Annotated in this window: 26 protein-coding genes and 1 tRNA gene; 13 read left to right on the top strand and 14 right to left on the bottom strand. The window is 72.0% G+C overall.

The features are described from left to right. Positions 1 to 32 precede the first annotated feature (32 nt). Both ACFYNL_RS08240 and ACFYNL_RS08235 read left to right on the top strand, forming a co-directional pair. Positions 33 to 1181 carry a DUF475 domain-containing protein gene (locus ACFYNL_RS08240; RefSeq protein WP_388798548.1) on the top strand — a complete coding sequence of 383 codons (1149 nt, stop codon included), beginning with the start codon at positions 33 to 35 and terminating at the stop codon, positions 1179 to 1181. Between the two features lie 103 nt (positions 1182 to 1284). Next, complete coding sequence (locus tag ACFYNL_RS08235; protein ID WP_388798545.1) at positions 1285 to 2022, top strand: Tellurium resistance; 738 nt, start codon at positions 1285 to 1287, stop codon at positions 2020 to 2022. 45 nt (positions 2023 to 2067) lie between these two features. Here the strand turns inward: ACFYNL_RS08235 and ACFYNL_RS08230 are convergent, their stop codons facing one another. Next, entirely contained in the window at positions 2068 to 2871 is an 804-nt protein-coding gene (locus ACFYNL_RS08230; protein WP_388798542.1) for a TerD family protein, read from the bottom strand. Positions 2872 to 3059: 188 nt separating this feature from the next. Here ACFYNL_RS08230 and ACFYNL_RS08225 point away from each other — a divergent pair, with 188 nt between their 5' ends. From ACFYNL_RS08225 to ACFYNL_RS08215, 3 genes are all read left to right on the top strand, one after another. Continuing rightward, the gene (locus ACFYNL_RS08225; RefSeq protein WP_388798539.1) at positions 3060 to 4229 is read left to right on the top strand and encodes an HpcH/HpaI aldolase/citrate lyase family protein; all 1170 of its coding nucleotides are present in this window, start codon (positions 3060 to 3062) and stop codon (positions 4227 to 4229) included. 61 nt (positions 4230 to 4290) lie between these two features. Continuing rightward, complete coding sequence (locus ACFYNL_RS08220) at positions 4291 to 6933, top strand: phosphoribosyltransferase (protein ID WP_388798537.1); 2643 nt, start codon at positions 4291 to 4293, stop codon at positions 6931 to 6933. After that, complete coding sequence (locus tag ACFYNL_RS08215) at positions 6933 to 7754, top strand: HAD family hydrolase (RefSeq protein ID WP_388798534.1); 822 nt, start codon at positions 6933 to 6935, stop codon at positions 7752 to 7754. Before ACFYNL_RS08220 ends, ACFYNL_RS08215 begins: the two co-directional genes overlap by 1 nt. A 71-nt stretch (positions 7755 to 7825) precedes the next feature. On the opposite strand, the gene ACFYNL_RS08210 is transcribed toward ACFYNL_RS08215, so the two are convergent. The 3 genes from ACFYNL_RS08210 to ACFYNL_RS08200 all read right to left on the bottom strand — a co-directional run bounded on the left by ACFYNL_RS08210 (position 7826) and on the right by ACFYNL_RS08200 (position 10441). Then, positions 7826 to 8041, bottom strand: coding sequence for a zinc ribbon domain-containing protein (locus ACFYNL_RS08210; RefSeq protein WP_388798532.1), 216 nt, complete (start codon positions 8039 to 8041; stop codon positions 7826 to 7828). Between the two features lie 18 nt (positions 8042 to 8059). Further along, positions 8060 to 9538 (bottom strand): hypothetical protein, encoded by a 1479-nt coding sequence (locus tag ACFYNL_RS08205; protein ID WP_388798529.1) that lies wholly within the window; start codon positions 9536 to 9538, stop codon positions 8060 to 8062. A 75-nt stretch (positions 9539 to 9613) separates the two neighbouring features. Beyond that, on the bottom strand, positions 9614 to 10441 hold the full coding sequence (locus ACFYNL_RS08200) for a DUF4097 family beta strand repeat-containing protein (RefSeq protein WP_388798526.1): 828 nt from the start codon (positions 10439 to 10441) through the stop codon (positions 9614 to 9616). A gap of 207 nt (positions 10442 to 10648) precedes the next feature. On the opposite strand from ACFYNL_RS08200, the gene ACFYNL_RS08195 reads away from it, so the two are divergent. Further along, a tRNA-Val gene (locus ACFYNL_RS08195) sits at positions 10649 to 10720 on the top strand. Positions 10721 to 10785: 65 nt separating this feature from the next. Here the strand turns inward: ACFYNL_RS08195 and ACFYNL_RS08190 are convergent. Together ACFYNL_RS08190 and ACFYNL_RS08185 are read right to left on the bottom strand one after the other, a co-directional pair. Further along, a complete protein-coding gene (locus tag ACFYNL_RS08190; RefSeq protein WP_388798523.1) occupies positions 10786 to 11127 on the bottom strand; it encodes a hypothetical protein in 342 nt (113 codons plus the stop codon). 129 nt (positions 11128 to 11256) lie between these two features. After that, positions 11257 to 12162 (bottom strand): ketopantoate reductase family protein, encoded by a 906-nt coding sequence (locus ACFYNL_RS08185; protein WP_388798521.1) that lies wholly within the window; start codon positions 12160 to 12162, stop codon positions 11257 to 11259. 89 nt (positions 12163 to 12251) lie between these two features. On the opposite strand from ACFYNL_RS08185, the gene ACFYNL_RS08180 reads away from it, so the two are divergent. Beyond that, positions 12252 to 12485 carry a DUF2277 domain-containing protein gene (locus tag ACFYNL_RS08180; protein ID WP_388798519.1) on the top strand — a complete coding sequence of 78 codons (234 nt, stop codon included), beginning with the start codon at positions 12252 to 12254 and terminating at the stop codon, positions 12483 to 12485. Positions 12486 to 12717: 232 nt separating this feature from the next. On the opposite strand, the gene ACFYNL_RS08175 is transcribed toward ACFYNL_RS08180, so the two are convergent. From ACFYNL_RS08175 to ACFYNL_RS08155, 5 genes are all read right to left on the bottom strand, one after another. Beyond that, positions 12718 to 13284 (bottom strand): DedA family protein, encoded by a 567-nt coding sequence (locus ACFYNL_RS08175; protein ID WP_388800526.1) that lies wholly within the window; start codon positions 13282 to 13284, stop codon positions 12718 to 12720. Between the two features lie 308 nt (positions 13285 to 13592). Further along, on the bottom strand, positions 13593 to 14030 hold the full coding sequence (locus tag ACFYNL_RS08170) for a DoxX family protein (RefSeq protein WP_388798517.1): 438 nt from the start codon (positions 14028 to 14030) through the stop codon (positions 13593 to 13595). Between the two features lie 92 nt (positions 14031 to 14122). After that, positions 14123 to 16033 carry an FAD/NAD(P)-binding protein gene (locus ACFYNL_RS08165; protein WP_388798515.1) on the bottom strand — a complete coding sequence of 637 codons (1911 nt, stop codon included), beginning with the start codon at positions 16031 to 16033 and terminating at the stop codon, positions 14123 to 14125. A gap of 185 nt (positions 16034 to 16218) precedes the next feature. Further along, positions 16219 to 17859, bottom strand: a complete 1641-nt coding sequence (locus ACFYNL_RS08160) for an alkaline phosphatase D family protein (RefSeq protein ID WP_388798512.1) — start codon at positions 17857 to 17859, stop codon at positions 16219 to 16221. A gap of 134 nt (positions 17860 to 17993) precedes the next feature. Further along, positions 17994 to 18638, bottom strand: coding sequence for an HNH endonuclease family protein (locus ACFYNL_RS08155; RefSeq protein WP_388798509.1), 645 nt, complete (start codon positions 18636 to 18638; stop codon positions 17994 to 17996). A 377-nt stretch (positions 18639 to 19015) separates the two neighbouring features. Between ACFYNL_RS08155 and ACFYNL_RS08150 the strand changes: the two genes are divergently transcribed. Further along, on the top strand, positions 19016 to 19597 hold the full coding sequence (locus tag ACFYNL_RS08150; RefSeq protein WP_388798506.1) for a TMEM165/GDT1 family protein: 582 nt from the start codon (positions 19016 to 19018) through the stop codon (positions 19595 to 19597). Positions 19598 to 19787: 190 nt separating this feature from the next. Further along, positions 19788 to 20456 (top strand): HAD family hydrolase, encoded by a 669-nt coding sequence (locus ACFYNL_RS08145; RefSeq protein WP_388798503.1) that lies wholly within the window; start codon positions 19788 to 19790, stop codon positions 20454 to 20456. Between the two features lie 285 nt (positions 20457 to 20741). Here ACFYNL_RS08145 and ACFYNL_RS08140 read toward each other — a convergent pair whose 3' ends face one another. Beyond that, on the bottom strand, positions 20742 to 21677 hold the full coding sequence (locus ACFYNL_RS08140) for a peptidoglycan-binding protein (RefSeq protein ID WP_388798500.1): 936 nt from the start codon (positions 21675 to 21677) through the stop codon (positions 20742 to 20744). Positions 21678 to 21977: 300 nt separating this feature from the next. Between ACFYNL_RS08140 and ACFYNL_RS08135 the strand changes: the two genes are divergently transcribed. Then, complete coding sequence (locus ACFYNL_RS08135; protein WP_388798497.1) at positions 21978 to 24050, top strand: DHA2 family efflux MFS transporter permease subunit; 2073 nt, start codon at positions 21978 to 21980, stop codon at positions 24048 to 24050. Between the two features lie 279 nt (positions 24051 to 24329). Here ACFYNL_RS08135 and ACFYNL_RS08130 read toward each other — a convergent pair whose 3' ends face one another. Beyond that, positions 24330 to 24821: a GNAT family N-acetyltransferase gene (locus ACFYNL_RS08130; protein WP_388798494.1), complete on the bottom strand. Its 492-nt coding sequence runs from the start codon at positions 24819 to 24821 to the stop codon at positions 24330 to 24332. 101 nt (positions 24822 to 24922) lie between these two features. On the opposite strand from ACFYNL_RS08130, the gene ACFYNL_RS08125 reads away from it, so the two are divergent. Together ACFYNL_RS08125 and ACFYNL_RS08120 are read left to right on the top strand one after the other, a co-directional pair. Then, a complete protein-coding gene (locus tag ACFYNL_RS08125) occupies positions 24923 to 25591 on the top strand; it encodes a hypothetical protein (protein ID WP_388798492.1) in 669 nt (222 codons plus the stop codon). 5 nt (positions 25592 to 25596) lie between these two features. Beyond that, entirely contained in the window at positions 25597 to 26031 is a 435-nt protein-coding gene (locus ACFYNL_RS08120) for a hypothetical protein (protein WP_388798489.1), read from the top strand. Here the strand turns inward: ACFYNL_RS08120 and ACFYNL_RS08115 are convergent. Then, complete coding sequence (locus ACFYNL_RS08115; RefSeq protein WP_388798486.1) at positions 26020 to 26457, bottom strand: DUF1992 domain-containing protein; 438 nt, start codon at positions 26455 to 26457, stop codon at positions 26020 to 26022. The two genes, ACFYNL_RS08120 and ACFYNL_RS08115, sit on opposite strands and share 12 nt — an antisense overlap. 98 nt (positions 26458 to 26555) lie before the next feature. Here ACFYNL_RS08115 and ACFYNL_RS08110 point away from each other — a divergent pair, with 98 nt between their 5' ends. Beyond that, the gene (locus ACFYNL_RS08110; RefSeq protein WP_388798484.1) at positions 26556 to 26948 is read left to right on the top strand and encodes a hypothetical protein; all 393 of its coding nucleotides are present in this window, start codon (positions 26556 to 26558) and stop codon (positions 26946 to 26948) included. Positions 26949 to 26954 lie beyond the last annotated feature (6 nt).

Here is a 26954-nt window from a genome sequence, read left to right as displayed (position 1 = left end):
GGGAGCCCCGTACACACAGGATTGGGTAGCCAGTGGTTCTGAAAACCTTCGGCTGGTCGTTCGCGGTCACCGCGCTCGGCCTCGTCGCAGCGGTCCTCTTCGGGGGGTGGACCGCCTTCGGCATCGTGGCGATCCTCTCCGTCCTTGAGATCTCGCTGTCCTTCGACAACGCGGTGGTCAACGCCGGAATCCTGAAGAAGATGAATGCCTTCTGGCAGAAGATCTTCCTCACCATCGGCATCCTGATCGCCGTCTTCGGTATGCGACTGGTCTTCCCCGTCGTGATCGTCGCCATCAGCGCCCAGCTGGGACCGATCGAGGCCGTCGACCTCGCGCTCAGCGACAAGGACCGTTACCAGGAGCTCGTCACCGACGCCCACCCGGCGATCGCCGCGTTCGGTGGCATGTTCCTGCTGATGATCTTCCTGGACTTCATCTTCGAGGACCGCGACATCAAGTGGCTCGGCTGGCTGGAGCGTCCGCTGGCCAAGCTCGGCAAGATCGACATGCTGTCGGTCTGCATCGCGCTGATCATCCTGCTGGTCTCCGCGATGACCTTCGCGACCCACGCCCACCAGCACGGTGGTGCGCACGTCGACAAGGCCGAGACGGTCCTGCTCTCCGGTATCGCGGGTCTGATCACGTACATGATCGTGGGCGGTCTCTCCGGCTTCTTCGAGGACAAGCTGGAAGAGGAGGAGGAGCGCGAGCACGAGGCCGAGGAAGAGGCCGAGCGCTCCGGCAAGCCCCGTTCGGCGGTCGCCCTGGCCGGCAAGGCCGCGTTCTTCATGTTCCTCTACCTGGAGGTCCTGGACGCGTCCTTCTCCTTCGACGGCGTGATCGGCGCCTTCGCCATCACCAACGACATCGTCCTGATGGCGCTGGGCCTCGGTATCGGCGCCATGTACGTCCGGTCCCTGACGGTGTACCTGGTCCGCCAGGGCACCCTCGACGACTACGTCTACCTGGAGCACGGCGCGCACTACGCGATCGGTGCGCTCGCCATGATCCTGCTCGTCACCATCCAGTACGAGATCAACGAGATCATCACCGGTCTGATCGGTGTGGTCCTGATCGGCGCCTCCTTCTGGTCCTCGGTGCGCCGCAACCGTGCGCTGGCGGCAGCGGAGGGAAAAGCGGACACCTCGGACGAGAAGACTGAGGTCTCGTCCGGGGTGTGACACACCTGCGGGTGAGGAACGCTCTGTGCGGGGCGGCCGGGCCTCCGGCCGCCCCGCCGGTTTTTCCGAGTGAACGCAGGTCTACGTGGGACGTGGGGGCGGAATGGGCTTCTTGGACGGACTCTGGCGTGGCCGGGCGGCCGAATTCGACTCGGGCAGCGCATCGACGAACTCGATCGAGCTGACGAAGCGGCACGACCGGGTGTCGCTCACCAAGCAGGGCGCCGCCACCGGGCACCTGCGGATCAACCTGACCTGGCGGATGCGGACCTCCGACATCGGGGGATCGCAGCGGGAGAGCCTGCTGCGGCACCCGCTCAAGGCGCTCAAGCCGCCCGAGGTGCTCGGGCACAGCCAGAGCATGGTCAACGTCGACCTCGACCTCGGGTGCCTGTACGAGCTGACCGACGGGACGAAAGGGGTCGTCCAACCGCTGGGCGGGTTCCTCGGGGACGTCAACGCGCCGCCGTACGTGAAGCTCAGCGGCGACGACCGGTTCGGGTCGGCGTCCGGGGAGACGATCTACGTCAACCTCGACCACCGGGAGAACATCAAGCGGCTGCTGGTCTTCGTGTACATCTACGACCAGACGCCGGCGTTCGACCGTACGCACGCGATCGTCACGCTGTACCCGAGCAACGGGCCCCGGATCGAGATAGGCCTCGACGAGCGGCACCCACAGGCCCGGTCCTGCGCGGTCGTGATGATCGAGAACGTGAAGGACGAGGTGTGGGTCCGGCGCGAGGTGAAGTTCGTCTACGGGTTCCAGGCCGAGCTGGACCGGTTGTTCGGGTGGGGCTTGCAGTGGGGCCGGGGCTACAAGACCAAGGCCGAGAAGTAGCCGCCCGAGGCCGCGCCCGGGCCCGGGCCCGGCGCGCGGCAGTGCCTAGCGGCCCACGAACTGCGGCCCCTGCGGAGGCAACCGGAACTCCGAGGCCGGCACGGCCGTGACCGGGGGCGGGTAACCGTAGCCCGCCGCTGCCGTGGCCGGCTCGCCGGCCGGCTGGGGGTAGCCGTACGCAGGCTGGGTGGGCGGGGGCTGCTGGGGGTAGCCGTACGCAGGCTGCGGCGGGACCGTCGTCGTGGGCTGCTCCGGCGGCAGGGGCTGGGAGACCTCGGGTGCCGGCGCGGGTTCCTGCGCCGCCTCCGACTCGTCCACCGAGATACCGAAGTCCGTGGCCAGTCCCCTCAGGCCGTCCGAATAGCCCTCGCCCAGCGCGCGGAACTTCCAGCCCTCACCACGGCGGTACAGCTCGCCGCAGATCAGGGCCGTCTCCCGGCCCGTCTCCGGCTTGATGTCGAAGTACGCCAGCGGTTCACCGTCGGCGGAGGCTGCGTCGTACAGCAGGATGCGTAGGTCCCGGACGCAGTCGAAGGCGACGCCGTCCGCCGAAGCGACCAGCAGAATCTGGCCGACGGCGGACTCGACACCGGCCAGATCCGTCTGGATCGTGTCGGTGAGGCCCTCGGTGAGCCGCTTCTTGCCGAGCCGCCAGACCTTCCCGGAGGGGTGCCGGGGCTGGTTGTAGAAGACGAAGTCCTCGTCGGAACGCACACGACCGTCGGGGCCGAGGAGCAGCGCCGAGGCATCGACGTCCGGGACCCCCTGCCCGGGCGTCCAGCGCAGCACGGCGCGTACCGTCGTGACTTCGAGCGGGACGTTCGACCCCTTCAACATCGCGTGCGTCATGCCGTCATCCTGCCCTCTCCGTCCTGCTCACGACAACGCGGGGGTGCGACGGGCCATGCGCGATCGTGTTCATCCGCGTTACCAGGAATTCATGCCCGGTGGGAACCCCCGACATGGGTACCTACGTACTATTACCGGCCACGTGTGAATCGGTCACTGTGGCCACGCAGCCACCACGGGGGAGTTCTATGCGTCATTTCGGGCACATCGCCCCGGAGGTGCGGCAGCGCCTGTTCCACCAGGAGCCGTGCGAGTTCTCCGCCGACTCCCCGGCCCGGCTGCTGTCCGCGGCCCTGGGGGCCACGCTCTACAGCCCGGCCACCCGGCCGCGGCTCGCCGACGACATCGTCAAACAGACCGGACGCGGCGTGGTCTCGATGGTGCTGTGCCTGGAGGACTCGATCGGTGACGAGGACGTGGCGGAGGGCGAGGAGAACCTCGTCCGCCAGTTCACCGACCTGGCGGGCCGGTCCGGCACCGGCGACCTGCCCCTGCTCTTCGTCCGGGTCCGCACCCCCGAGCAGATCCCGGATCTCGTACGGCGGCTCGGGCCCACGGTGCGGCTGCTGTCCGGATTCGTACTGCCGAAGTTCACCGAAGAGCGGGGCATGCCCTTCCTGGAGGCCCTCGCCACCGCCGAGGCCGTCAGCGGGCGTCGCCTGTTCGCCATGCCCGTCCTGGAGTCGCCCCAGCTGCTCTACCGCGAGTCGCGCGTGGAGACCCTGGAGGGCATTTTCCGTGCCGTCGACAAGTACCGCGAGCGGGTCCTCGCGCTGCGACTGGGCGTGACGGACTTCTGCTCCTCCTACGGGCTGCGCAGGGCCCCGGACATGACCGCCTACGACGTCCAGATCGTCGCCTCCGTGATCGCTGACGTGGTGAACATGCTGGGCAGGGCCGACGGGACCGGATTCACGGTGACCGGGCCGGTGTGGGAGTACTTCCGGGTGCAGGAACGCATGTTCAAGCCGCAGCTGCGCCGCAGCCCGTTCCTGGAGGGCCAGGCCGAGGAACTGCGCGAGGCCCTCATCGAGCACTCCATGGACGGCCTGCTCCGCGAGATCACGCTCGACCACGCCAACGGCCTGCTCGGCAAGACCTGCATCCACCCCTCCCACGTCCTGCCCGTGCACGCGCTGTCCGTGGTCAGCCACGAGGAGTACAGCGACGCCAGGGACATCCTGCGGCCCGAGCGCGGCGGCGGGGGAGTGCTTCGCTCGCAGTACACGAACAAGATGAACGAGGTGAAACCGCACCGCGCCTGGGCCGAGCGGACCCTGCTGCGCGCCGAGGTGTTCGGTGTCGCCAACGAGGACATCGGCTTCGTGGAGCTGCTCGCCGCCGGAATCCCGGCCTGAACCCGGCCGACCGGCCGCTTAATCCAAGGGCGGCCGACCGGCCGCTTAATCCAAGGGACGCATGAACAACGCAGTGAACGACGGGGACTGGTCCGGCAGCTGGGTCGCCGAGCGGCTCGGAGTCCAGCTGGAGGGCGACGACGGGCTCAGGGAGCTGCTGGGCCTCGCCCTGCGCCGCAACCCCAAGCGGGCGCATCTGCTGGTCTCCAACGTGCTCGGCAAGCACGTGCCCCAGGCGCCGTCCGTGGTGTACGACGCCGGCTTCGCCCTGGGCCGTCGGGTGCGGGACCTCCTGGGCGCCGACGAGGCCGCCAGGGCGGTCGTCCTCGGCTACGCGGAGACCGCCACCGGCCTCGGCCACTGCGTGGCCGACGGCATCGGGCTCGCCCCGTACCTGCACTCCACCCGCCGCCCCGTCACCGGCGTCGCCCGCGCGGGCGGCTTCGAGGAGTCCCACTCGCACGCCACGTCCCATCTGCTGCTGCCGGAGGATCCGGCGCTTCTGGCCGGTGCCGGGCCGCTGGTGCTGGTCGACGACGAGTTCTCCACGGGGAACACGGTGCTGAACACCGTCCGCGACCTTCATGCCCGGTACCCGCGGCAGCGGTACGTCGTGGTGGCGCTGGTGGACATGCGGTCGGCGGCGGACGCGGGGCGGCTGGAGGAGTTCGCCCGTGAGATCGGCGCCCGGGTGGACCTCGTGGCGGCCGCCGTGGGGACCGTACGGCTGCCGGAGGGGGTGCTTCACAAGGGGCGGGAGCTGGTGGCGCGGTACGAGGCCGGGACCGCTTCGGAGGGTTCTTCGTCGTCCGCCGATGCCTCGGGACCGGTCGCGCCGTTCCCCGCGCCCCCGGGCAGCGGCGGCGCCGCGGCCGCGTCCGGGGAAGCGACGGGCGCTCGCGCCCAGAGCCTCGAAGCGGACGCGTCCGACCACCACCCAGGGCCGCGGGGAACCGCGCTGCCCACCCCCACCGGCCCGCAGTCGGCCGACCACCGCACCCGCTCCCACCCCACCCGCGTGGACCTGCGCTGGCCCCCCGGCCTCCCCGACGGCGGTCGCCACGGCTTCACCCCCGAGGACCGGGCGCGGCTGGAGAGCGCCCTGCCCGCCATGGCCGCGCGGCTCGCCGAGGCCCTGCCCGAAGGTGCCCGCCGCGTGCACGTGCTCGGCTTCGAAGAGCTCATGTACGCCCCCCTCAGGCTCGCCCGTGAGCTGGAGCGGATCACGGACGCCGAGATCCGCTACTCCACCACGACCCGCTCACCCGTCCTCGCCGTCGACGACCCCGGATACGCCATACGCACCCGCCTCGTCTTCCCGGCCCATGACGACCCGGCCGACGGCCCCGGCGAGCGCTACGCCTACAACGTCGCCGGCGCCGGCTTCGACGCCGTCGTGGCCGTCGTCGACTCGACCGCCGACACCCCCCGCCTGCACGCCCCCGGGGGACTGCTGGCGCAGCTCACCGCCCACACGGACCAGGTCCTGCTCGCGGTGGTGCCGTCGTACGTCCCCGGATCCCCGCACGTTCCCGAAAGGCACTCGATGCTGCCCGAGCCCCTCCGTGGCCCCGCCTTCTCCTCGTACGCCCCGGAAGAGGTCGGCTGGCTCCTCCAGGACCTCTCGGACGTGACCCTGGAGGCACCGACCGAGGAGCGCGAGGAGGCCATCCAGAGCGGCGGCGCTCACTACGCGGAGTCGCTGCCCGTGGAATACCAGCCCAGCGAGCAGTACCAGGCGTTGTTCCACACGGCGCTGGCGGAGTCGGCGGCCCGGCTGGCGCAGGCGGCCGGCGCCGTCACCGAGATCGTGCTGGCCGAGCGGTCGCCCCGCCCGGTGCTCGTCTCGCTCGCCCGCGCCGGCACCCCCGTCGGCATCCTCATGCGCCGCTGGGCCGCGTTCCGGCACGGGCTCGAACTGCCGCACTACGCCGTGTCGATCGTGCGTGGCCGGGGCATCGACGCCAACGCGCTGCGATGGCTGGCCGCGCACCACGACCCGCGGGACGTCGTCTTCGTCGACGGCTGGACCGGCAAGGGCGCCATCACCCGTGAACTGGCCGCGGCGCTGCGCGAGTTCGAGGAGTCCGACGGCATCACCGGCTTCGACCCGGAGATCGCCGTACTCGCCGACCCGGGCTCGTGCGTGCGCACCTACGGCACCCGCGAGGACTACCTGATCCCGTCCGCGTGCCTCAACTCCACGGTCTCCGGCCTGATCTCCCGCACCGTCCTGCGTTCGGACCTGGTCGGTCCGCACGACTACCACGGCGCGAAGTTCTACCGCGAACTCGCCGGCGCCGATGTGTCCGTCGCCTTCCTGGACGCCGTGTCCGAGCGCTTCCCGGAGGTCGCGGACGCGGTCGACGCGCAGGTCAAGGAACTGCTGGCCGACGACCGCACGCCGACCTGGGCGGGCTGGGCCGCCGTCGAGCGCATCAGTGAGGAGTACGGCATCCACGACGTGAACCTCGTCAAGCCGGGTGTCGGCGAGACCACCCGGGTGCTGCTGCGCCGGGTGCCGTGGAAGATCCTGGCGCGGGCCGGAGCCGGCGCCGACCTGGACCATGTCCGACTGCTCGCCGAGCAGAGAGGGGTACCGGTGGAGGAAGTGGCCGAACTGCCTTACACCTGCGTGGGGTTGATCCACCCCAAGTACACGCGGGGCGCGACGGGCGCCGACGGCAGGGCGGTGAACCTCTGATGCCGGTGCTGGTGGCGAGCGACCTCGACCGTACGCTGATCTACTCCTCCGCGGCCCTCGCGCTGACCATGCCGGACGCGCGGGCGCCGAGACTGCTGTGCGTGGAGGTGCACGAGAGCAAGCCGCTGTCGTACATGACCGAGACGGCGGCGCAGTTGCTGACCGACCTGGGCGACGCCGCGGTGTTCGTGCCGACGACGACCCGGACCCGCAAGCAGTACCAGCGCATCAACCTGCCGGGCCCCGCGCCGACGTACGCGATCTGCGCCAACGGCGGCCATCTGCTGGTGGACGGCGTCTCCGACCCGGACTGGCACGCACAGGTCACGGCCCGGCTGGCCGAGCGGTGCGCGCCGCTGGCGGAGGTGCAGGACCACCTGATGGCGACGGCGTCCCCGGCGTGGGTGCGCAAGCACCGGGTCGCCGAGGACCTCTTCGCCTACCTGGTCGTCGAGCGTGAGCTGCTGCCCGAGGAGTGGGTGAAGGAACTCGCGGTGTGGGCGGAGAACCGCGGTTGGACGGTGTCGCTGCAGGGCCGCAAGATCTACGCCGTCCCGAAGCCCCTCACCAAGAGCGCCGCCGTGCACGAGGTCGCCCGGCGGACCGGGGCGGAGCTGACGCTGGCGGCGGGTGACTCCTTGCTGGACGCCGACCTCCTGCTGGCCGCCGACAGGGGCTGGCGCCCGGGGCACGGCGAACTCGCCGACGCCGACTGGAGCGCCCCGGCGATCGGTGCGCTGCCGGAGCGGGGCGTCCTGGCGGGCGAGCGCATCCTGAGGGAGTTCCTGCGGGCGACCCGCACGACAGCCGGGCCTGCCTAGCGTCTGTCGTTCGGATCAGGTCGGCTGAGAGGAACTACCCCGCTCGGGTGGCATGATCCGAACGACGGACCCTAGCCGCAGCACCCTCCGCCGCAGCACCCGCCTCCGCCCGACTTCGGCGCGGGGGCGGGGGCCGAGGCGGTGCCGCCCACGGCCACCGTCGACAGCAGCTTCACCGTGTCGTCGTGCCCGGCGGGGCACACGGCCGGCGCGGAGGACTGCGCCATCGGACGGTTCAGTTCGAACGTGTCGCCGCAGCTGCGGCAGCGGTACTCGTAGCGAGGCATACGCACAGATTAGCGGCGTCAGTGGCCGGCGCCGCGCTCCTCGCGGATCTGCGCGACCACCCCGGCCACCGCCCGCCGCACCGCCTCCGTCTCGGTCAGGAAGTGCCAGTAGTCCGGGTGGCGGCCCTCCAGCGTGCCGATCGCCCGCTCCAGCCGTGCGACGGACTCGTCCAGCGGACGGGCGTGCCGCGGATCGGGTGTGTTCCGCCCCGCCATGGCCAGCCGCTGGGCGTCCCGGATCGCGAACCGCGTCCGGTCGATCTCCTGCTGCGGGTCCTTCTGCACGGCGTTGAGCCGGCGCAGCCGGTCCCCGGCCGCGGACACCGACTCGTCGGTGCCGTTCAGCAGCGCCCGGACCGTCGACAGCAGTGCGGTGGCGTCCGGCCAGCGCTGGTCCTCGCGCGCGGCCCGCGCCTCCGTCAGCTTCAGCTCGGCCTGACGTACGTTCTCCGCGGCCCGCTCCGGCACGCCCTGCAGGTCCTGCCAGCAGGCCGCCGTGAACCGCCGCCGCAGCTCGCTCAGCACCGGCTCGACCTGCTCGGCGCGGGTGGTGAGCGCCTGCGCGCGGGTACGCAGCGAGACCAGCCGGTGGTCGATCTCGGCGGCCCGCTCCGGCAGCCGCTCGGCCTCCGCCCGTACCGCTTCGGCCTCCCGCGCGACCCGCTCGGCCCGCTCCAGCGTCTGCGGCACACCATGCTGTCCGGCGCCCTGGTTCAGCCTGGTCAGCTCCGGGGCGAGCGCGGCGAGCCGGGCCGCGAGGCCGTCCGCCCGCAGCCCGGAGGCCCGTACGGCGTCCAGCGCGTTCGAGGCGGCGAGCAGGCCCTGCCGGGCGCGTTCCACGGCCGGTGCGAGGCGGGCCAGCTGGGTCTCGGCCTTGCCGAGCAGCGGCCCGAGTCCGTCCGTGAAGCGGTCCAGTTCCCGCTTGACGTTGCCGAGATCGTCCTTGGCCTTGGCCAGCTCGGTACGGGCGCGGGCGGCGGCCGACGCCTCCAGGTCGTCGCGGTCGAGGTCGTGGGCGTCGACGGCCTGGATGTACTGGTGGCTGACCTCGTCGATCCGCCGCCCGAGGGCCTCGAAGTCGGTGAGCGCGCGGCGCGCGGCAGGGGAGTCGTCGACGGCCGCGATCGTCTCGATCGAGATCCGCAGATCCCGCTGGGCCGTGTCCAACTCGTAGAACGCGGCGGCCGCCGCGTCCTTCGCGGCCTGCGCCTCGGCCCGCTGGCTCTCGGCCCGCCCGCCGAACCAGCGCCGGGTGCCGCCGCCGGCGAACGCGGCGGGCAGCGCCAGCGCGGCGACCAGAGGCAGAGCGGCCAGGGTGAGCGCGTCCCGCAGGGCGAGCCCCGCGTCGCGGCGGAGGCGGCGTACGGCCCCTGAGGTGTCGTACGCCGGCTGCGGGCTGTGCTGTCCGGTGCGCCCGGCCCGTGCGGCGAACCGCAGGGGACCGCGCTGTGCCCGCGGCACTGACGGCGAGTTCGGCTGCTCAGGTGTCGCCGTCACATCCCTCTCCCGTGCTGTCATTCACCCTGCCCGGTAGTCATTCTCCCACCGGTACAGGACGAACACACGGGCCGGTCAGTTCGCCGTATCCACCGAAACCGCTCCGTCGCCGGTGTGGACGGAGACCACATGGCGGCTGGCGTCGCTGCGGGGCACGGACACGTCCACCGCGCCGTCGCCGCTCTCGGCCGTCACCTTGTACGTGGCCCGCGGCAGATCGATCGACACGGCGCCGTCGCCGGTGCGGGTCTCCACCAGGTCGGGCACGCGGCCGAGTTCGAGCGAGACCGAGCCGTCCCGGGTCTTCGCCCGCACCTGCCGCGAGGTGACGTCGAAGACGCGGAGGGAACCGTCGCCCGACTCCAGCTTCAGCGGGCCCTCGGCGTCGGAGACCCGCACCGAACCGTCCCCCGTCCTCAGGTCCAGCGGACCGGTGGAGTCGGTGACATGCACGGAACCGTCCCCGGTACGCACGCTCAACGCGTCCCGGAACCCACGCGCCCGCACGCTCCCGTCCCCGTCCTCGACCCGCACGGTGATGCCGTGCGGAACCTCGATGCGGTGCTTGGTCGAACAGTTGGCGATCATGCCGGAGCACTTCTCCCGCAGCACCAGCCGGTCGTGCTTCATCTCCCAGGTCGCCTCGGGATCCGAGCCGACCGCGACCGTTCCCTGGAACCACCGGGTCACCTCGACCGTGCCGGCCTCGCTCCGGTCGGTGGCGACGATCTCCAGCGCCGAGTCGTCCGAGTCGACGGTCAGCGTCCGTCCGGCCAGGGCGAAGGACCGGTGCTCGGGGTCCTGGTCGTCCTCGGCGGAAGCTCCGCAGCCGGCCACCGCGACCACGAGCACGAGGACGGCTCCGGCGACGGCGAGGGCGCGAGCGGGAACGGTACGGGCCATGGCGATCTCCCCCTGGGGCGTGCCCGTGACCGGCTCTCACGGCCCGGGACTTCGATGGTGCTTCCGACCGTACGGGCGCCCGTTCCGCCGCGGGATCCGGTCCGCTCCCGGATCCTTGGTGGGGTAAACCCGACGCTGACCGGCGCCGTAGGAGATACGGGTTTGCGGGACATGGCCCTGGGCAAGGTAGGCTGTCGACTCGTTCTGGGGTGCGTAGCTCAGGGGTAGAGCGCCTGCCTTACAAGCAGGATGTCGGCGGTTCGAAACCGTCCGCGCCCACAGCAGCACAGGGCCCCCGCCGTTCGCGGCGGGGGCCCTGTGCGTTTGCGTCGTCTTCGTGCTTTTCAGTCCTCTTCGTCCCGCGCCTCGTGGGCGTGCTTGAGTTTCATGCGGGCGTCGACCCGCTCGGCCCCGGTGAGCTCCGACCAGTAGCGGTGGCCGCTGACGAAGATCGCGAGTTCGTGTTCGCGGCGGCGCAGCTTCTCGACCTCGGCCTGTTCGTCCTCCGTCCAGCCGGGGGAGGCGGGGCGTTCGATCTTGCGCCAGCCGTTGTCGTCGCTGAAGCCGTCCAGGGGCACGACCGACCAGGGAAGCCGCCTCAGCAGGGCCGACAGCTCGGCCCGGACCTGATGCAGCTCCTCCTGGCCGGCGAGGAGGTCACTCGGATAGTCATAGGGCGTAGCCACGGCTCAATGCTACGCCTGTTCGATTTTGGGTGGCGAGTTTCCCCGGGGGTTCACGCGAACGAGTGTGTGAGTGCGTCGAGGGTGGGCGGTGGGTCGGGCAAGGGCCCGGCCCACCGCCCGCCGGCGCCGCTAGTGGCCCGCCGCCCGCAGCTCGCCCACCACGCGCGTCGCCACCGGCACCGGTACCCCGTGCCGCTCCGCCGCGCGCAGCAACGCCCCGCCGATCGCGTCCAGTTCGAGGGGGCGGCCCGCCTCGGCGTCCCGCTGCATCGACGACTTGGTGGTGGGCGGGAAGGAGTCATGGCGGGCCAGGATCCCGGCCGGGTCGACGGGCGCTCCGCAGGCCCGGCTGACCGCAGCCGTCTCCTCGACCAGGGACCTCAACTCCTCGCGGTGGCGCGTGCGTACGTCGCCGATGGGCAGCGCGTGGCGGGTGGTCAGCAGGGCGAAGGGCGCCAGCAAGCTCATCTTCGCCCAGAGAGCCGCCGTTTCCTCGGGGAGGACGCGGGTGGTGGGGCCCGCCTCGTCGAGGGCACGCGCGAGGGCGTCGAGGCGGTCACGGGGGACGGTGTCGCCGGCGAGGTCGATCTCGGCGAAGGGGGTGCCGTGTTCGATCTCCCCCGGTGCGACGCGGGTGGACTCGGCCCGGATCACGGCGGGGGCGACCCGGTCGGGGCGGTAGCGGGCGCGCAGCGTCCGCGGGTGCTCGACGCCGTTCAGGAAGGGGACGAGCAGAGCGTCGCCGAGCGTGGCGGGCGGGACGCGGGTCAGTGCCTCGTCCAGGGCGGTGGCCTTCACCGCGATCAGGCAGGCGTCCACCGGTTCGCGCAGCTCGGTGTCCGCCTCGACCTGGACCCTGAAGTCGCCGAAGTGGCCGCTGCGGACGTGGATCCCGCTCTTGCGCAGGGTCGCGGCGGTCTCGTCGCCGGCCAGGCAGATGACGCGGTGGCCCGACCTGGACAGGAGTGCGGCGAGCAGGCCGCCGATACCGCCCGGGCCCAGTACCGCCACGGTGAGTTCGTTCTTCGCCGTCATGCGAGTCCTCTCGTCGGTCGGCCCCGGATCGGTGGCCGCCTCGACGTGATCATGGCAGACGCACCCCCGCCGGGGGGAGACTGTGAGGCATGTGCCGCAGCATCAAGACGCTTCGCCCGCCCGTCCTGCCCGAGGAGGCCACGGAGGAGGAGATCCGCGCCGCCGCCCTTCAGTACGTCCGCAAGGTCTCCGGCTTCCGCGCCCCGGCCGCCCACAACCGCGAGGTCTTCGACCGCGCCGTCGACGCGGTCGCACAGGCCACGGCCGACCTGCTGGCCGGACTGGAGGTCCGGGGGCAGAGCGCCGCCCGCCAGGCGGGCTGAGGACCCGCGAGGCGGCTGAGCCCGACGATTTGCCCCAGGCCGTCTCCGCACACTCCCGCCTGCCCCGCGACGCCTGGCAAGCACTCTCGCCGCACCGGGCGAAGTGCCAAGTGCATCCAGGAAGTCCCAGGTGCATCCAGTACGAGGGACTCCGCCCGGCGCGCCGAGAGCACGCACCGGAGGCCGCAGGCCCGCCCTCCGGGCGCACGACGGGACTTGTGCGGACCCGGCCCTAGGCCGGCCTCCGCCGTACCAGATATGTGGCCACCGCCCCCGCCGCGAACAGCGCCCCCACCGACACCGCCGCCGCCAGCCACGTCGCGCCCAGCCACTGGGCGCCCAGATAGCCGAGGGCCACGCTGTAGACCGCCCAGGCGAGGCCCGCCAGCGCGGACCAGGGGAGGAAGTCGCGGGCGCTGCGGTGGGCGGCGCCCGCGCCGAACGAGACGAGCGAGCGGCCCGCGGGGGCGAAGCGGGCCAGGACGACCAGGGCGCCACCGCCTCGGGCCAGAGCCGCGCCGAGACGTTCCTGCGCCGCTTGCAGGCGGCGGGAGCGGGCGAGGGCGCGGTCCAGCCGGGCGCCGCCGCGCCGGGCGAGGCGATAGGCAACCAGATCACCCAGGACGGAGGCCGTCGCGGCGCACAGCGTCAGGGCCAGGATGTCCGGGACGTCGTCGGGGACCCGTCCGGTCGCCGCGCCCGATCCCGCGGCCGCCGCCGTCGCCGCCGTGATCACCAGGACGCCGCTGGGCAGGACCGGTACGAACACGTCCAGCAGGACGGACAGAGCCACCACCATGTAGATCCATGGGGCCGCCGTAAGCGAACCCACATCCGCAAAACCCTCCAGCACCGCAACTCCCCGTTGACCCCCGTGGCCAGACCGTGCCGCGATGTCGCGGGGAGCGGCAGGAGCGGCCTGTGACAGCCATACAGCGTACGCCGGGGGTGTGACAGAAGATTCGTGGGGGGCTCGTGGGTTCGGCACGGGAAGTTCACCTTCCCGCCGAAACGCGAGGGCGCCCGTATCCGCTCGAACCACGCGGAGACGGGCGCCGCACCACGAAAGAACCACGAAAGGGGTGCCGTCGTGCAAGGCCGGAGGCGTCAGACGGCCACCGGCTCCTGGTCGGCCGCCGTGCGGTCCTGAGCCCCGGAGCGCTTGGCGAAGAGGCGGTCCAGGCCGAAGGCGCCGGAGCCGGTGAAGATCAGCAGGAACATGGCCCAGCAGTACATCGCCGCGCCTTCGCCGTTGTTCTCGATGGGCCACAGCGCCTCGGGCTGGTGGACCTTGAAGTACGCGTAGGCCATGGCGCCGGAGGAGATGAACGCCGCCGCGCGGGTGCCGAGGCCGAGCAGAACCAGGCTGCCGCCGACGAGTTCGATCACGGCGGCGTACCAGCCGGGCCAGCTGCCTGCCTGCGCGGTCTGGCCTCCGAAGGTGCCGAAGAGCGAGTTGGCGCCGTGGCAGGCGAAGAGCAGGCCGACGACGATGCGGAACAGGCCGATGGCATAAGGCTGGGCGCTGTTGAGGCGTCCGGTCATGTGGGGGACTCCCTCGGTCTGATGACGGGCCGTTCCCTGAAAGGAACGGCGTGGGGACGGATACTGCTCAGTAGCGCCCACGTTAGGTTTCCCTAATCAACACTTGCAAGTTCAACATTCGGCCAGGACTTTGCCTCGATTTCCCCTGTGGTCCCAGGGAACGCCGCACGTAGCGCCGCTCGCGCCACCGCGTCCGCGTCCGAAAGAGTGACCGAATCCACACCTGGCCGGGCCCCGGCAGCGGTCACCCAGTGCACACCCTCCGTGGGCACTCCGAAGGCCAACCGCCGTGTGTGCGCGTTTCCCTGACGGTCAATCAGATGGTACGGCCGCTGTGTTACGTCGAGCCCTCCCGTTTCGTAACCGTCCACGGTGTGCGGGCGGCACTGCCCCGTCTTCAGCAGCCGGGCCAGCAGCTCGTCGGCGCTGCGGCGCAGGTCGCTCTCCGGCAGACGCGCCTCGACCAGTGCCGTCACCCGGACCGCCGAACCGGGCACCTCGGGGGAGTGCGCCACCCACGCCCCCGCGTCCTCCCGCACCTCCAGGCGGGGCCCGAGCACCTCCACCACACCCGCCTCGATCAGTGCCACCAGCTCCTCCACCCGCCGCCTGGGCGGGCCGATGGACAAGAAGGCGTTGAGCGGCGTGTACCAACGGTCCAGATGCTCCCGGCGTGAGGTACCGGTCAGCCCACCGTGGTCGACGATCAGACGCAGTTCGTTGCGCAGGTCCCGCAGGACGTCGAGGGCCGCCTTCAGCGGGCCGTGCACATTGCCCCGGGCGGCCTGTGCGGCGTCCTCGCGCAGATGGGCCAGCAGCCAGTCGCGCCACTGCCCCGGATCGGCGAAGGCGCGTCCCGTATACGGTCGGGAGATCCGGTCCCAGCTCCAGCGCGCCCGCTGCGGCACCCCGAACTCCGTCAGCAGCGAGGCTTCCCGGGGGTCGCCGTGCGGGACGGCGAGGAAGCCCTCCAGGAAGCCGGGACGGCAAACCTGCGGTATCAGCGCCGTGTAGTACACCGTCTCCACCTCCTTCGCGACGAGCGGCCATATCTCCGTGAGGAAGTCGGGTGCCGCACCCGAGTCCGCGCGCTTGCGGAAACCGGCGATCACCTCGGGCGTCAGGACGAGGGGAAGGTGGCGGCCGTAGGGCCCCTTCGCGTTGTCGCCGCGCGCCTGGTACGGGACGCCGCGCCGCGAACCGGCGTACAGACGTGGCTCGTCGCCGCAGGGCAGATAGCGCAGCCCGCCGGGGCCCCGGGTGAAACGGCCGCCGCGGCCGGTCGTCAACAGGGCCAGGTGGTCGAAGAAGTTGAGGCCGAGTCCGCGCAACAGCACCGGCTCGCCCGGGGAGATGGGGGAAAGGTCGACGTCGGCCGGATTGGCGGGGGCGACGTGGCGCAGGCCGTGGCGGTCGGCGTACGCGGCGAGACGGCGCTGTGTCGCGTCGGCCACCGTCGGCAGATGGCCCTGCGCCAGCACGACGGCGGACAGACCCGTCAGCACCCGGCCGTCGTCGAGGGTGAGCAACTGGCTGCCGTCGGGGGCGTCGGCGAGCCGTACCGCACGGGCCGCGTACGTCATGACGCGTACGGAGGGCGGCGCCTCGCGCACCACCTTCGCGAACACCCACTCCAGATAGCGGCCGTACTGGGCCCGGGTCGGGTACTCGTCCGGGCCGAGCGCGCCGGCCGCCCAGTCGTAGAGGCTCGGGCCGGGCCGGATCGGACCCGAGCAGTCCACACTGTCGTCGGTGAACAACGTGACCTGCGAGGACACCGTGTTCATCAGCAGTTCGGGCGACTGCGAGGTCCGCCACACCCGGCCGGGACCCGGTGGGGCGGGATCGATCACATGGACCGTCAGCCGAGTCCCGGGTGGCAGGAGTTCGGGTACGGAGGCACACAGGCGCTCAAGGACACTGGTGCCGCGGGGACCCGCGCCGACCAGGGCGACGGAGGCCGTGGGGGGCTCCGGGGTCGGGGCGGAGGTCGGTGCAGACAAGACGAGGACTCCCGGGCGTGGGGGGCGCGGCGGAGCGAGCCGTCGGGGCGTGAGCGGACGGTCCGGCTCATCATGCCGTCGGGAGAGGGGCCGACCGAGCCCCGGGGGCGGTGAGTGTGGGATGCGTCACGAGCATCACATGCCACAGAGGCCATAACAGGCCACAAGTGGTCGGAACGCCCTGATTACGGGGCGAGTTCGGACTCCATGACCGTCCGCAGCCGCGCCCCGGCCCCCCGCACGCCCCGCGCCCGTTCCAGCCTGAGCCGCGCCGAACGCCCGTGCAGCGTCAGCGTCATGAGCTGGTTGCCGAACCACGGTCCGCCCGTCCTGCGCCACTCGATCGGCGGCCGCGGACCGCCCCCGTGCGCGGCGAACCGCCGGCCGAGCGCCCGCGCCACCGCGCTCCAGCCGAAGCGGAAGCCGAACCGGATCGCCTGCGGGACGGCGTTGTGCACGGGGGAGCAGGTCAGCTGGAACACCCCGGCGTCGGGCCCGTCGCCGGCCGGCCACGTCGGCGCGGCCACGTACGCGTGATGCACGTCCCCCGACAGCACGCACACCGTCGCCGGTGCCCCGTCCCCCGACCCGGCCTCGGCGATCAGCTCCGCCAGCGCGTCGAAGGACGCCGGGAACGCCGCCCAGTGCTCCAGGTCGGCCCGCCGCCGCAGCTTCTCCCCGAACCGCGCCCAGCGCTCCCCGCGCTCGCCCCGGCACAGCGCCGCGCTCCAGGTCTCGACGTCGTGCACGAGGTGGGGCAGCAGCCAGGGCAGGGAGGCGCCGATGAGGAGGTGGTCGCAGGAGCCGGGGGCGTCCAGCGCCTGCTCGCGCAGCCACCGCGCCTCACCGGGGTCGAGCATGGAGCGCGCGTCCTCGTCGAGCACCCGGCCGGCCCGTGTGTCCACCATCAGCAGCCGTACCCGGCCGAAGTCGCGCCGGTAGCTCCAGCGGACCGAGGCCGGGTCGGCGTCCGCCCGGCAGGCGAAAGCGCGCAACAGGTCGGTGCCGTCGGGCACTTCGCGTACGGCGGCGTAGAGCGGGTCGGCGGCCAGCTCGGCCGGCGACAGGTTCCCCAGGTGCTGGTGCACCCAGTACGACATCAGGCCGCTCAGCAGCCGCTCCCGCCACCAGGGGGTGGCCCGCATGTCGGCGAGCCAGGCCGCGGAGGTGTTCCAGTCGTCGATGACGTCGTGGTCGTCGAAGATCATGCAGCTCGGCACGGTGGACAGCAGCCACCGCACCTCGGGGTCGAGCCACGACTCGTAGTAGAGGCGGGTGTACTCCTCGTAGTCCGCGACCTCGTCGCCCGGCGGGTCGCTCAGGTCGCGCCGGCCGGCCAGCCAGCGCTTGGTCGCCTCGGAGGTCTCGTCGGCGTACACCTGGTCGCCCAGCAGGACGAGCACGTCCGGCCGTTCCCCGTCGGGATCGCCCGCCATGCGGGCCGCCAGCGTGTCCAGCGCGTCGGGGCCGACCGGGTCCCGCTCGCCCTCCGGGGGCGCCGCCCACCGGCAGGAGCCGAAGGCGAGGCGGACGGGGTCGTGGTGGGCGGAGGTGCGGATGACCGACGGCGGGAAGGGCGAATCGGGCAGCGGCCACACGCGTGTGCCGTCGAGGTGGACCTCGTACGGCGTCGTCGTCCCGGGAGCGAGACCGGTCACCGGCACCAGGGCGTAGTGGTGCCCGGCGATCTGGAACGTGCGGGCCCGGCCGCCGGATCCGTCCGCACCGCGCACCTCGGCCGTGCACGGACGGCTCGTCTCGACCCACACGGTCGCGGACGAGCCGTCGGCATACCTCAGCAGTGGACCAAGCCGCAGTCCGGCCACGTGACCGCCCTCCTTCGTCGCCCCGTACGGTACGGAACGACTGAGGCGAGCGGCGAGGTTTCGCAGGTCACGGTTTGCCGAACACGGTTTGCCGAACTGTGCCGGTCACCGGTCGCCGCGGGCCGGGGGCGGGGTCAGCAGCTCGCGAGGTGGTTCGTGAGCGCGGACTTCTCCGCCGAGTCGACCGAGAGGCCGTAGTAGTACTTCACCTGGACCCAGGCGCGGACGTAGGTGCAGCGGTAGGCCGTGCGCGAGGGCATCCACTGGGCCGGGTCCTGGTCGCCCTTGGCCTGGTTGACGTTGTCGGTGACGGCGATCAGCTGGGGGCGGGTCAGGTCGTTGGCGAAGGACTGGCGCCGCGAGGTGGTCCAGCCGTCGGCGCCGGAGTCCCAGGCCTCGGCCAGCGGGACGAGGTGGTCGATGTCGACGTCGGAGGCGGCGGTCCAGGTGGCGCCGTCGTACGGGGAGTACCAGCTTCCGCTGGTGGCGGCACAGGAGGAGTCGGTCACGACGCCCGAGCCGTCGCGCTTGAGGACCGTCTCACGGGTGTTGCAGGCGCCGGACTGAGTGATCCAGTGCGGGAAGAGGTCCCGGTCGTAACCCGTGCGGTCCTCGGCGGCCACGGTGAGCTGGGCGAGGTAGCCGCGGGCGGTGGAGGCGCTGACCGGGGTGGGGAGGGCGGCGGAGGCGGTCGGGCCGTTGAAGAGCCCGACGGAGGCGATGACGCCGGTCAGCGCCGCGAGTATGCTGACGCGTCGACGCGCGTAGAACTTGGTCATGCGAACTCCCTTGAGGGGTGGGGGTGTTGGCGTGCGGGCGTGGGAATGCTCGCGACGCCGTGTTGCGGGGAGATGTGCGTGTGGTGAGAAGTTAGTGACGCGTGCATGACATAACAAGATTTACGGCGAAACGATTTTGTATGATGGCGGAAGCAGAAGGGGAGTAGCTCTTCGCCGGACCGTCGACATACTGCTCAGCTCGTCTGAGCCGGCGCCCGGAGGCGGACCTCGGTCACGGGGTCGGCCAGCGAGACCTTCGGCAAGCAGTGCACGCCCGCACCGCACAGGGTGCGGGCGCCGAGTGTGCTGCCGTGCCGAGGTGTCGCGATTGGCAGTGACCATGCTCTCGGCGGGGCGGCCCGACCGATTGAGGAACCTTGATCAGCTTTACCGTCACAGCGGTCGTCTTCGGCGTCGTCTTCCTCGCCGAACTGCCCGACAAGACCGCGCTCGCGGGGCTCGTCCTGGGCACGCGCTACCGCGCCTCCTACGTCTTCGCCGGTGTCGCCGCCGCGTTCGCGGTGCATGTCGCACTGGCCGTGGCGGCCGGCAGCGTGCTGACGCTGTTGCCGCAGCAGATCGTGCACGCGCTGACGGGTGTGCTCTTCCTCGGCGGCGCGGCCGTGCTGCTCATGAAGAAGGACGAGGGCGAGGAGGAGATCCGCAAGCCCGAGGACCAGTCCTTCTGGAAGGTCTCCGGGGCCGGGTTCATGCTCATCCTGGTGGCCGAGTTCGGGGACCTGACGCAGATCATGACGGCGAACCTCGCGGCCCGTTACGACGACCCGCTGTCGGTCGGTGTCGGCGCGGTGCTGGCGCTGTGGGCCGTGGCGGGGCTCGGAATCGTCGGGGGCAAGGCGCTGATACGCCGGGTGCCGCTGCGGCTGATCACGAAGGTGGCGGCGCTGCTGATGCTGGGCCTCGGACTGTGGAGCCTGTGGGAGGCCGTGAGCGGCTGAGCGCCCCGGGCGGCCGAGCTGAATGTTCGGTGAACGGTCCGTGGGGGTGGTGGCGGTATGCCGCCGGGTTTTGTACCGTGGAGGAACAAAGTGGCTCCCGCCCGTTTTCCCTGACCGGCGGGCGGGACCACCTTGTCTCGTTTCCGGGGGCCACCCTCATACCCCCGTACCCCTCGCCCTGGAGCTGCCGATGTCGGCCACCGCCGCGCCCACCGTGCTCACCGCCCGCGCCCTCCTGCTCGACATGGACGGCACCCTGGTCAACTCGGACGCCGTCGTGGAACGGATCTGGCGCCGCTGGGCCGAGCGGCACGGGCTGGACGGGGACGCGGTGATGAAGGTCGTGCACGGGCGGCAGGGGCACGCCTCGATGGCGCTGCTGCTGCCCGACCGGCCGATGGAGCACAACCACGCGGACAACGCCCGCCTGCTGGCCGAGGAGACGGCCGACGTGGCGGGTGTGGTGCCCGTGCCCGGTGCGCCGGAGTTCCTGCGGTCGCTGCGAGGACTGCCCCATGCGCTGGTGACCTCGGCGGACGTCCCGCTGTCCACCGCTCGCATGGCCGCGGCCGGGCTGGAGCTGCCCGATGTGCGGGTGACCGCGGAGTCGGTGGGCGCGAGCAAGCCCGACCCCGAGGGGTTCCTGAAGGGGGCCGCCGAGCTGGGGGTCGCGCCAGGGGAGTGCGTGGTGTTCGAGGACTCCGCGGCGGGCATCCAGGCCGGGCGGGCGGCCGGGATGCGGGTCGTGGGGGTCGGCGAGCGGGCCGGGGCGCACGGCCCGGACGTGCTGGTGCGGGACCTTCGGCAGGTGCGGGTGGAGGACGCCGGGGGCGGGTGGCTCAGGGTGTGCGTCGGCTAGGGCGGTTCCGGGGCTACGTCGGCCAGGGTGGCTCCGGGCGTGCGTCGGCCAGGGTGGTTCCGGGCGTGCGTCGGCCAGGGTGGTTCCGGGCGTGCGTCGGCCAGGGTGGTTCCTGGGCTACGTCTGCCAGGGTGGCTCCGGGACTATGTCTGCCAGGGCGGTTCCGGGTGGCTCCGGGGCTGCGTCGGCCAGGGTTTCCGGGTGGCTCCGGGTCTACGTCGGCCAAGGCGGTTCCGGCTCTGCTCCATCCGGAGGGGGCATGGTGGGAGGCCCCGGGCCGGCTCCTCACGGCTCCCGTGTCTCCGCCTCCAGCCTCTCCCGCGTCACCGCGTCGTACACGCCGTACTCCTTCGGCTGCACACCACGGGCCCACTGATAGCGCGCCACCGCCTCCTCGACGCCCTCGTCGTACGTGCTCTTGGCCTCCCCCGCGTAGAGACCGAGCTGGGTCAGGCGGAGTTCGAGTTCCAGGACCTCGGGGCCGCGGTCGCCGCGGCGCAGGGTCGGCGGTGCGGTCTCCCGCGCCGGGGAGGACTGCTCCTGCGCTTCAGCGGCACCGGACGGCGAGGGGGTGCTCGTGGCCTTCTCCGTCGCGGAGGTGGACGGCGACGGGGACGCGCTCGACCCGGACGGCGACGGTGAGGCGGAGGCGCTCCTCGGGGCGGACGGGGTCACCGGTGCCGGCGCCGGCCGCGGTGACGTCCCGGCCGGCGCCGGTGTCTCGGCCTCCTGGCTGGTGGGCGGGGCCGGCACGCTCGCCCGCACCTCCTTCGGCAACGCCCTGTCCCGCGACGGCGTCTCGTACGCGAACAGGCCGCTGGCCAGTCCCGCCGCCGCCAGTACGGCCACGAGCCCACCGCCGACCCCGAGCAGGACCGTACGGCCGCGTCGGCTCCCGGGCTCGCGGCTGCCGTCCTCGGCGCCGTACGCCGCAGTCCCGGGCTCGAACAGGCTCAGGTCCCGCGCGTCGGAGGTCGTCCCCGGAGAGGGCGGCGCGGTCGGCGGCGCGGCGGACGGATCGACGGGCCCACGCCCGGACGCCGGGCCGGCCGGCGGTGCCGCCCGCAGAGGCATCGTTTCGCCGGGGTCGGCCTCCCGCTCGGCGCCCCGCTCCTGCTCGACGCCGCCGTCCAGTTCCACGTATGGGCGAATGCGCAGCGGATCGAAGTCCTCCGCGGCGGCGGCCTCCGCCGTGCGGGCGTCTCGCAGGGCCTCGGACACGCGTGGGCCGCAGCCGCACGACGGGGTGTTGTCGGCCGCTCTCGGCGTCCCGCACTCCGGGCACACACGGCCGTCCGGGCGCTCCGGGTCACCCGGACCCCGAGCATCCCCTGTTCCCCTCAGCTCGCTCACGTGTTCGTCCCTCCCCTCGCGAACTCCCCAGATTATGCAGACGTTCCTCACGTCGCCTTCCCAACCCCCGGAACAAGTGATTCCAAAGGGACTCGACAGGCCATAACCGGCCATAGCGATCACGATGGGGGTGTGTGGGAGGTGTAACGACAGCCTCGGGAGGTCTTCATGGGCGGGGATGCGCACGGTATGACGGGAAATGTGCGTGACGCGCAGCCCCCGCGTCGGGGAGTCGAACCGCACGAGAACGTGCCCGGCAACGTCCTCGTCTCCATCGGCGCGCTGCTTCTCGGCATGCTGCTCGCCGCCCTCGACCAGACCATCGTCTCGACCGCGCTGCCGACCATCGTCAGTGACCTCGGCGGGCTGGAGCATCTGTCCTGGGTCGTGACCGCGTATCTGCTGGCGTCCACCGCGGCGACCCCGCTGTGGGGCAAACTCGGCGACCAGTACGGCCGCAAGCGGCTCTTCCAGATCGCGATCGTCATCTTCCTGGTCGGCTCCGCGCTGTGCGGCATGGCCCAGGACATGGCTCAGCTCATCGCCTTCCGGGCCGTGCAGGGCCTCGGCGGCGGTGGGCTCATGGTGCTGTCCATGGCGATCGTCGGCGACATCGTCCCGCCGCGTGAACGGGGCCGGTACCAAGGGCTGTTCGGCGCCGTGTTCGGGGCGAGCAGTGTGCTCGGGCCGCTGCTCGGCGGGGTCTTCACGGAGCATCTGAGCTGGCGGTGGGTGTTCTACGTCAACCTTCCCGTCGGGATGGTCGCGCTCGCCGTCATCGCCGCCGGCCTGCGGATTCCGCGCAGGTCGACGGCGCATGTCATCGACTACCTCGGTACGTTCCTCATCGCGTCCGTCGCTACCTGCCTGGTGCTGGTGGCCTCCCTCGGCGGGACGACGTGGGACTGGTGGTCGGTGCAGATCGTCGGGCTGGCCCTGCTCGGGGCCGTGCTCACGGCCGGGTTCGTCGCCGTGGAGCGCACGGCCGCCGAACCCGTGCTGCCGCTGAAGCTCTTCCGGGTGCGGACGTTCACGCTGTCCGCGGTCATCAGCTTCATCGTCGGGTTCGCCATGTTCGGCGCGATGACCTATCTGCCGACGTTCCTCCAGGTGGTGCAGGGTGTCAGTCCGACCATGTCCGGTGTGCACATGCTGCCCATGGTCGTCGGCATGCTGCTGTCGTCCACCGCGTCCGGGCAGATCGTCAGCCGCACCGGGCGCTGGAAGGTGTTCCCGCTGGCCGGGACCGCCGTCACCACGATCGGGCTGCTGCTGCTCCATCAGCTCGACATGGACAGTTCCACCGCTGAGATGAGCGTGTTCTTCTTCGTCTTCGGGCTGGGGCTCGGCCTCGTCATGCAGGTGCTGGTGCTGATCGTGCAGAACGCCGTGTCGTACGAGGATCTCGGCGTCGCCACCTCCGGGGCGACCTTCTTCCGGTCGATCGGGGCCTCGTTCGGCGTCGCCATCTTCGGCACGGTCTTCGCGGGTCGGCTCGACGACGAACTGGTCGAGGCGTTCCAAGGGGTTCCGCTCCCGCCCGGGGTCTCCCTGGACGGGCTCGAAGCCGACCCGCGGGGCATCGCGGAGCTGCCGGCGGCGTTGCGGTCCGGGGCTCTGGAGGCGTATGCGTCCGCCATCACCGACGTCTTCCTGTACGCCGTGCCGGTCGCGCTGCTCGGGTTCGTGCTGGCCTGGTTCCTGCGGGAGGACCCGCTGCGGGGGTCGGTGCGGGCGCCCGACCTGTCCGAGACGCTCGCCAGCAATCCGGTGGAGCGGTCGTCGTACGACGAGGTGTGCCGGGCGCTGTCGGTGCTCGGGACGCGGGAGGGGCGGCGGGAGGTGTACCGGGAGATCACCGAGAAGGCCGGGTACGACCTGTTGCCGGCGGCCGGGTGGCTGCTGCTGCGGATCAAGAAGTACGGCTGGGTGGAGCCGGCGTTGCTCGCCGAGCGCAGTGTCGTGCCGCTGCCGGTCGTCCTGGAGGCGGCTCGGCAGGTCGAGGAGCGGCGGCTGGCCGTGCGTGAGGGGCTCGATCTCGTGTTGACCGAGCGGGGGCGGGAGGTCGCCGGGCGGTTGGCTCGGGCGCGGGAGGAGTCGTTGGCCGCGTTGCTGGGGGACTGGTGGGGGCCGGATCGGCCTACCGATCTGATTCAGCTGGTGAGGGAGTTGAACGAGGAGCTGTGCGGGTCGGATCGGGAGCAGCCGCGTGGTGGGGCGGGGGCGGGGGGTGTGCGTTGATGCCTGCGGCGCCCGTGTGGTGTCTGCGGGTGGTGGGGTGCGTGATGCCTGCGGCGCCTGTGCGGGTTCGGTGGGGGTGCGCGTCGCGCCTGGGGGTGGTGGGTGGGGCGGGGCCGTGGGGTGTCCGTCCTCGGACCGGCGGTGGGGGTACGCAGAGAGGTGCTGTTTCTTGACGCCGGTCACTGCGGGCGGGCACCCCCCGGCACGGCCCCTTACCGCCGTCGGCGGCCGCGGGGCGGTGGGGGTGCGCGGTGGGCCCTCGGCGATGGGGGGTTGGCGTCAGTGCAGGGGCTTGCTGAACCAGTGGTCGGCGTAGAGGTCGTTGTTGTGCGGGGGTGTTTCCTCGTAGCCGAGGCGGGTGTACAGGGTGCGGGCTTCCACCAGGTCGTGGCGGGTGTCCAGGACCATGCGGGTGGCGCCGAGCGCACGGGCCGTGTCCTCGGCGGCGTGTACGAGGTGGGGGCCGCCGCCCTTGCCGCGCATCGCCTCGTGGACGAACACCCGCTTCAGTTCGGCGGTTCCCGGGTCGAGCAGGTGGACGCCGGCCGTGCCGGCCGGTTCGCCGGAGTATCGGGCCACCAGCAACGCGCCCTTGGGTGGACGGAGTTCGTCCCAGGACTGTGCGGCTATCTCGCGCTCCAGTTCGGCCGGGTCGGTGCGGCGGCCCTCGTGCAGGAGGTAGTAGCGGTCGCTGACCTCCGTGTAGTACGCCCGCCAGAGTGCGGTGGCGGCGGGGGAGTTGGGGAGTTCCGGGGTGATGGTCCAGGTCATGGGCGACATTCTCGGAGCGCGGGCCACCGGGCGCGCAAGCGGATATCGGTGGCCTCGTCGGTCGGCTGTTTGAGAGGCGCCTTCGCGGCAACCCGGCCCATATGTCCACAGGTGTGATCGTTTTGATCGTGATCGCGGCGGTCGTCGTCGTTCTCGGCGTGGCCGCCCTGGCCCTGCGCGCTCGCGGTGCGCAGGGCGGCGGAGGTCTGAAGCGGCGCTTCGGGCCCGAATACGAGCGGGCCGTGGCCCGGCACGACGGCGACACCAAGGCCGCCGAGCGGGAACTCGCCCAGCTGGTGGAGCGGCACGGCAGGCTGCGGGAGCGTCCGCTGGAGCCGGCCGAGCTGGAGCGCTTCGAGGCCCGCTGGACGGCGGCCCAGGAGCACTTCGTCGACTCGCCGAGGGAAGCCGTCGGGGAGGCGGACCGGCTGCTCGCCGAGCTGGCGCAGGCGCGGGGTTTCCCGGACGGCGCGCAGTACGAGGAGCAGCTCGCCGCGCTGTCCGTGCACCACGCCCACCATGTGCAGGGCTACCGGCGGGTGCACCGCGTCGCCCACACCCGCGTCGGCGACGGACGTGACGGCGCGGGGCAGAGCACGGAGGAGATGCGCGAGGCCATGGTCGAGGCCCGGGCCCTGTTCGAGGACCTGACGGGCCCGGTGGACCGCGGGGCGTCCCACCATTCCCGCCGGGACACCGGCGAGCGGACGCACGCTCGCAGCAACGGCCACCGGCCGTGGACGTTCACCCGTCACGCCAAGGGGAGCTGAGTGACATGGCGGATGCGATGACCGGCAAGGGCGCGGAGCGTGATCCGATGAGGAGTACGCCTGCGGTCGCGCCCAGCACCACGGGTGCGGAGCGGGACGAGGGCACGCGGGTACGTGGCACGACGCCGGGTGGTGTCACCGCGAAGGCCACCCCGCTCTTCCCGCACGACGAGTCCGACAAGTTCGAGCTGCAGCTGCAGCACGCGGTCGCCGGATTCGTCGACGGCCCCCGGGCCGCCGTCGAGGAGGCCGACCGCGTCCTGGAGGAGCTGACCGCCCGCTTCACCGAGGCGGTGACGCAGCGCCGCCGGACCCTGCGCGGGGCCTGGCAGTCCGCGGACCGGGCCGAGGGCGGGCCCGAGTCGTCCACCGACACCGAGCAGCTGCGTCTCGCCCTGCGCGACTACCGTGAACTGGCAGAACGGCTGCTACACGGCTGAGCTGTCCGCTCGCGGACCTTTCGCCGCCGTCCGGCGCTCCCGCCACTCGCGTACGACCTCGTCGACGTCGTACGGCTTGCGGCCCAGGGGAGGGCCGGGCGGCGGCTTCAGCAGCATGTCGCGGATCTTGACGTTCACATCCGAGATGATCTTCCGGACCATCCGCTCCGACGGGGCCGCGTAGGCCGCCGTCAGCGCGTCCTCCGCCTCCTTGCGCAGGGCCAGGGCCGGGGGCAGGACCGACAGGCCCTCGCGGGCCATCTTGCGCTTGACCCACCACAGTTCGTCGTACGGGGATTCCAGGTCGGTCGGCAGGGGCCGCCCGGCGCCGGGCAGCCGGTCGAAGTCGCCGCGCTCCTGCGCGTCGTGGATCTGCTTGTCCACCCAGGACTCGAACGGGACGCCGGGGGGCTTTCGCTCGGTCATGAGTTCATTGTGCCGGACGCGGTGGTGCCGGGCGATTTATCATGCGGCGTCGGCGGCCAAGACGACCGTCGTACAAGGACGTTTCAGAAGGAGCGCACGTGCTCGAACTCACCATGGCCGCCGTATCCGCGGCGGACGAGGGTGCCACGGCCGGCATGCTCATGGCCGACGCGCCCAGCGAGCCGGGTGCCCTGCTGCGGGTGGGCCGCGACAAGTCGGTGTGCCGGCTGGTGACGCCGGACGACTGGCTGTTCGTCTCCCGGGTCCACCTGGAGTTCCTGTGCGGTCCGGACGGCGGCTGGCAGGTGTCCTGGCTGCGCGGCTCGCAGCCCGACCCGTCCTCCGAGGTGCGGCTGACGGTGGGGCAGTACGCCCAGCCGATCGCGTACGGCGGGACGGTGCCGCTGCCGAGGGGCGGCAGCGGCGAGATCGTCATCCAGGACCGCACCGCACCCCGCAGCGTCAACGTCGGCTTCTACCACGAGGCCTGATCGCCC

The sequence above is a fragment of the Streptomyces sp. NPDC007808 genome (genome assembly GCF_042868655.1).
Taxonomy (GTDB): domain Bacteria; phylum Actinomycetota; class Actinomycetes; order Streptomycetales; family Streptomycetaceae; genus Streptomyces.
The sequence above is the reverse complement of the archived record's forward strand: the minus strand, read 5'-3'. Positions and strand labels throughout refer to the sequence as shown.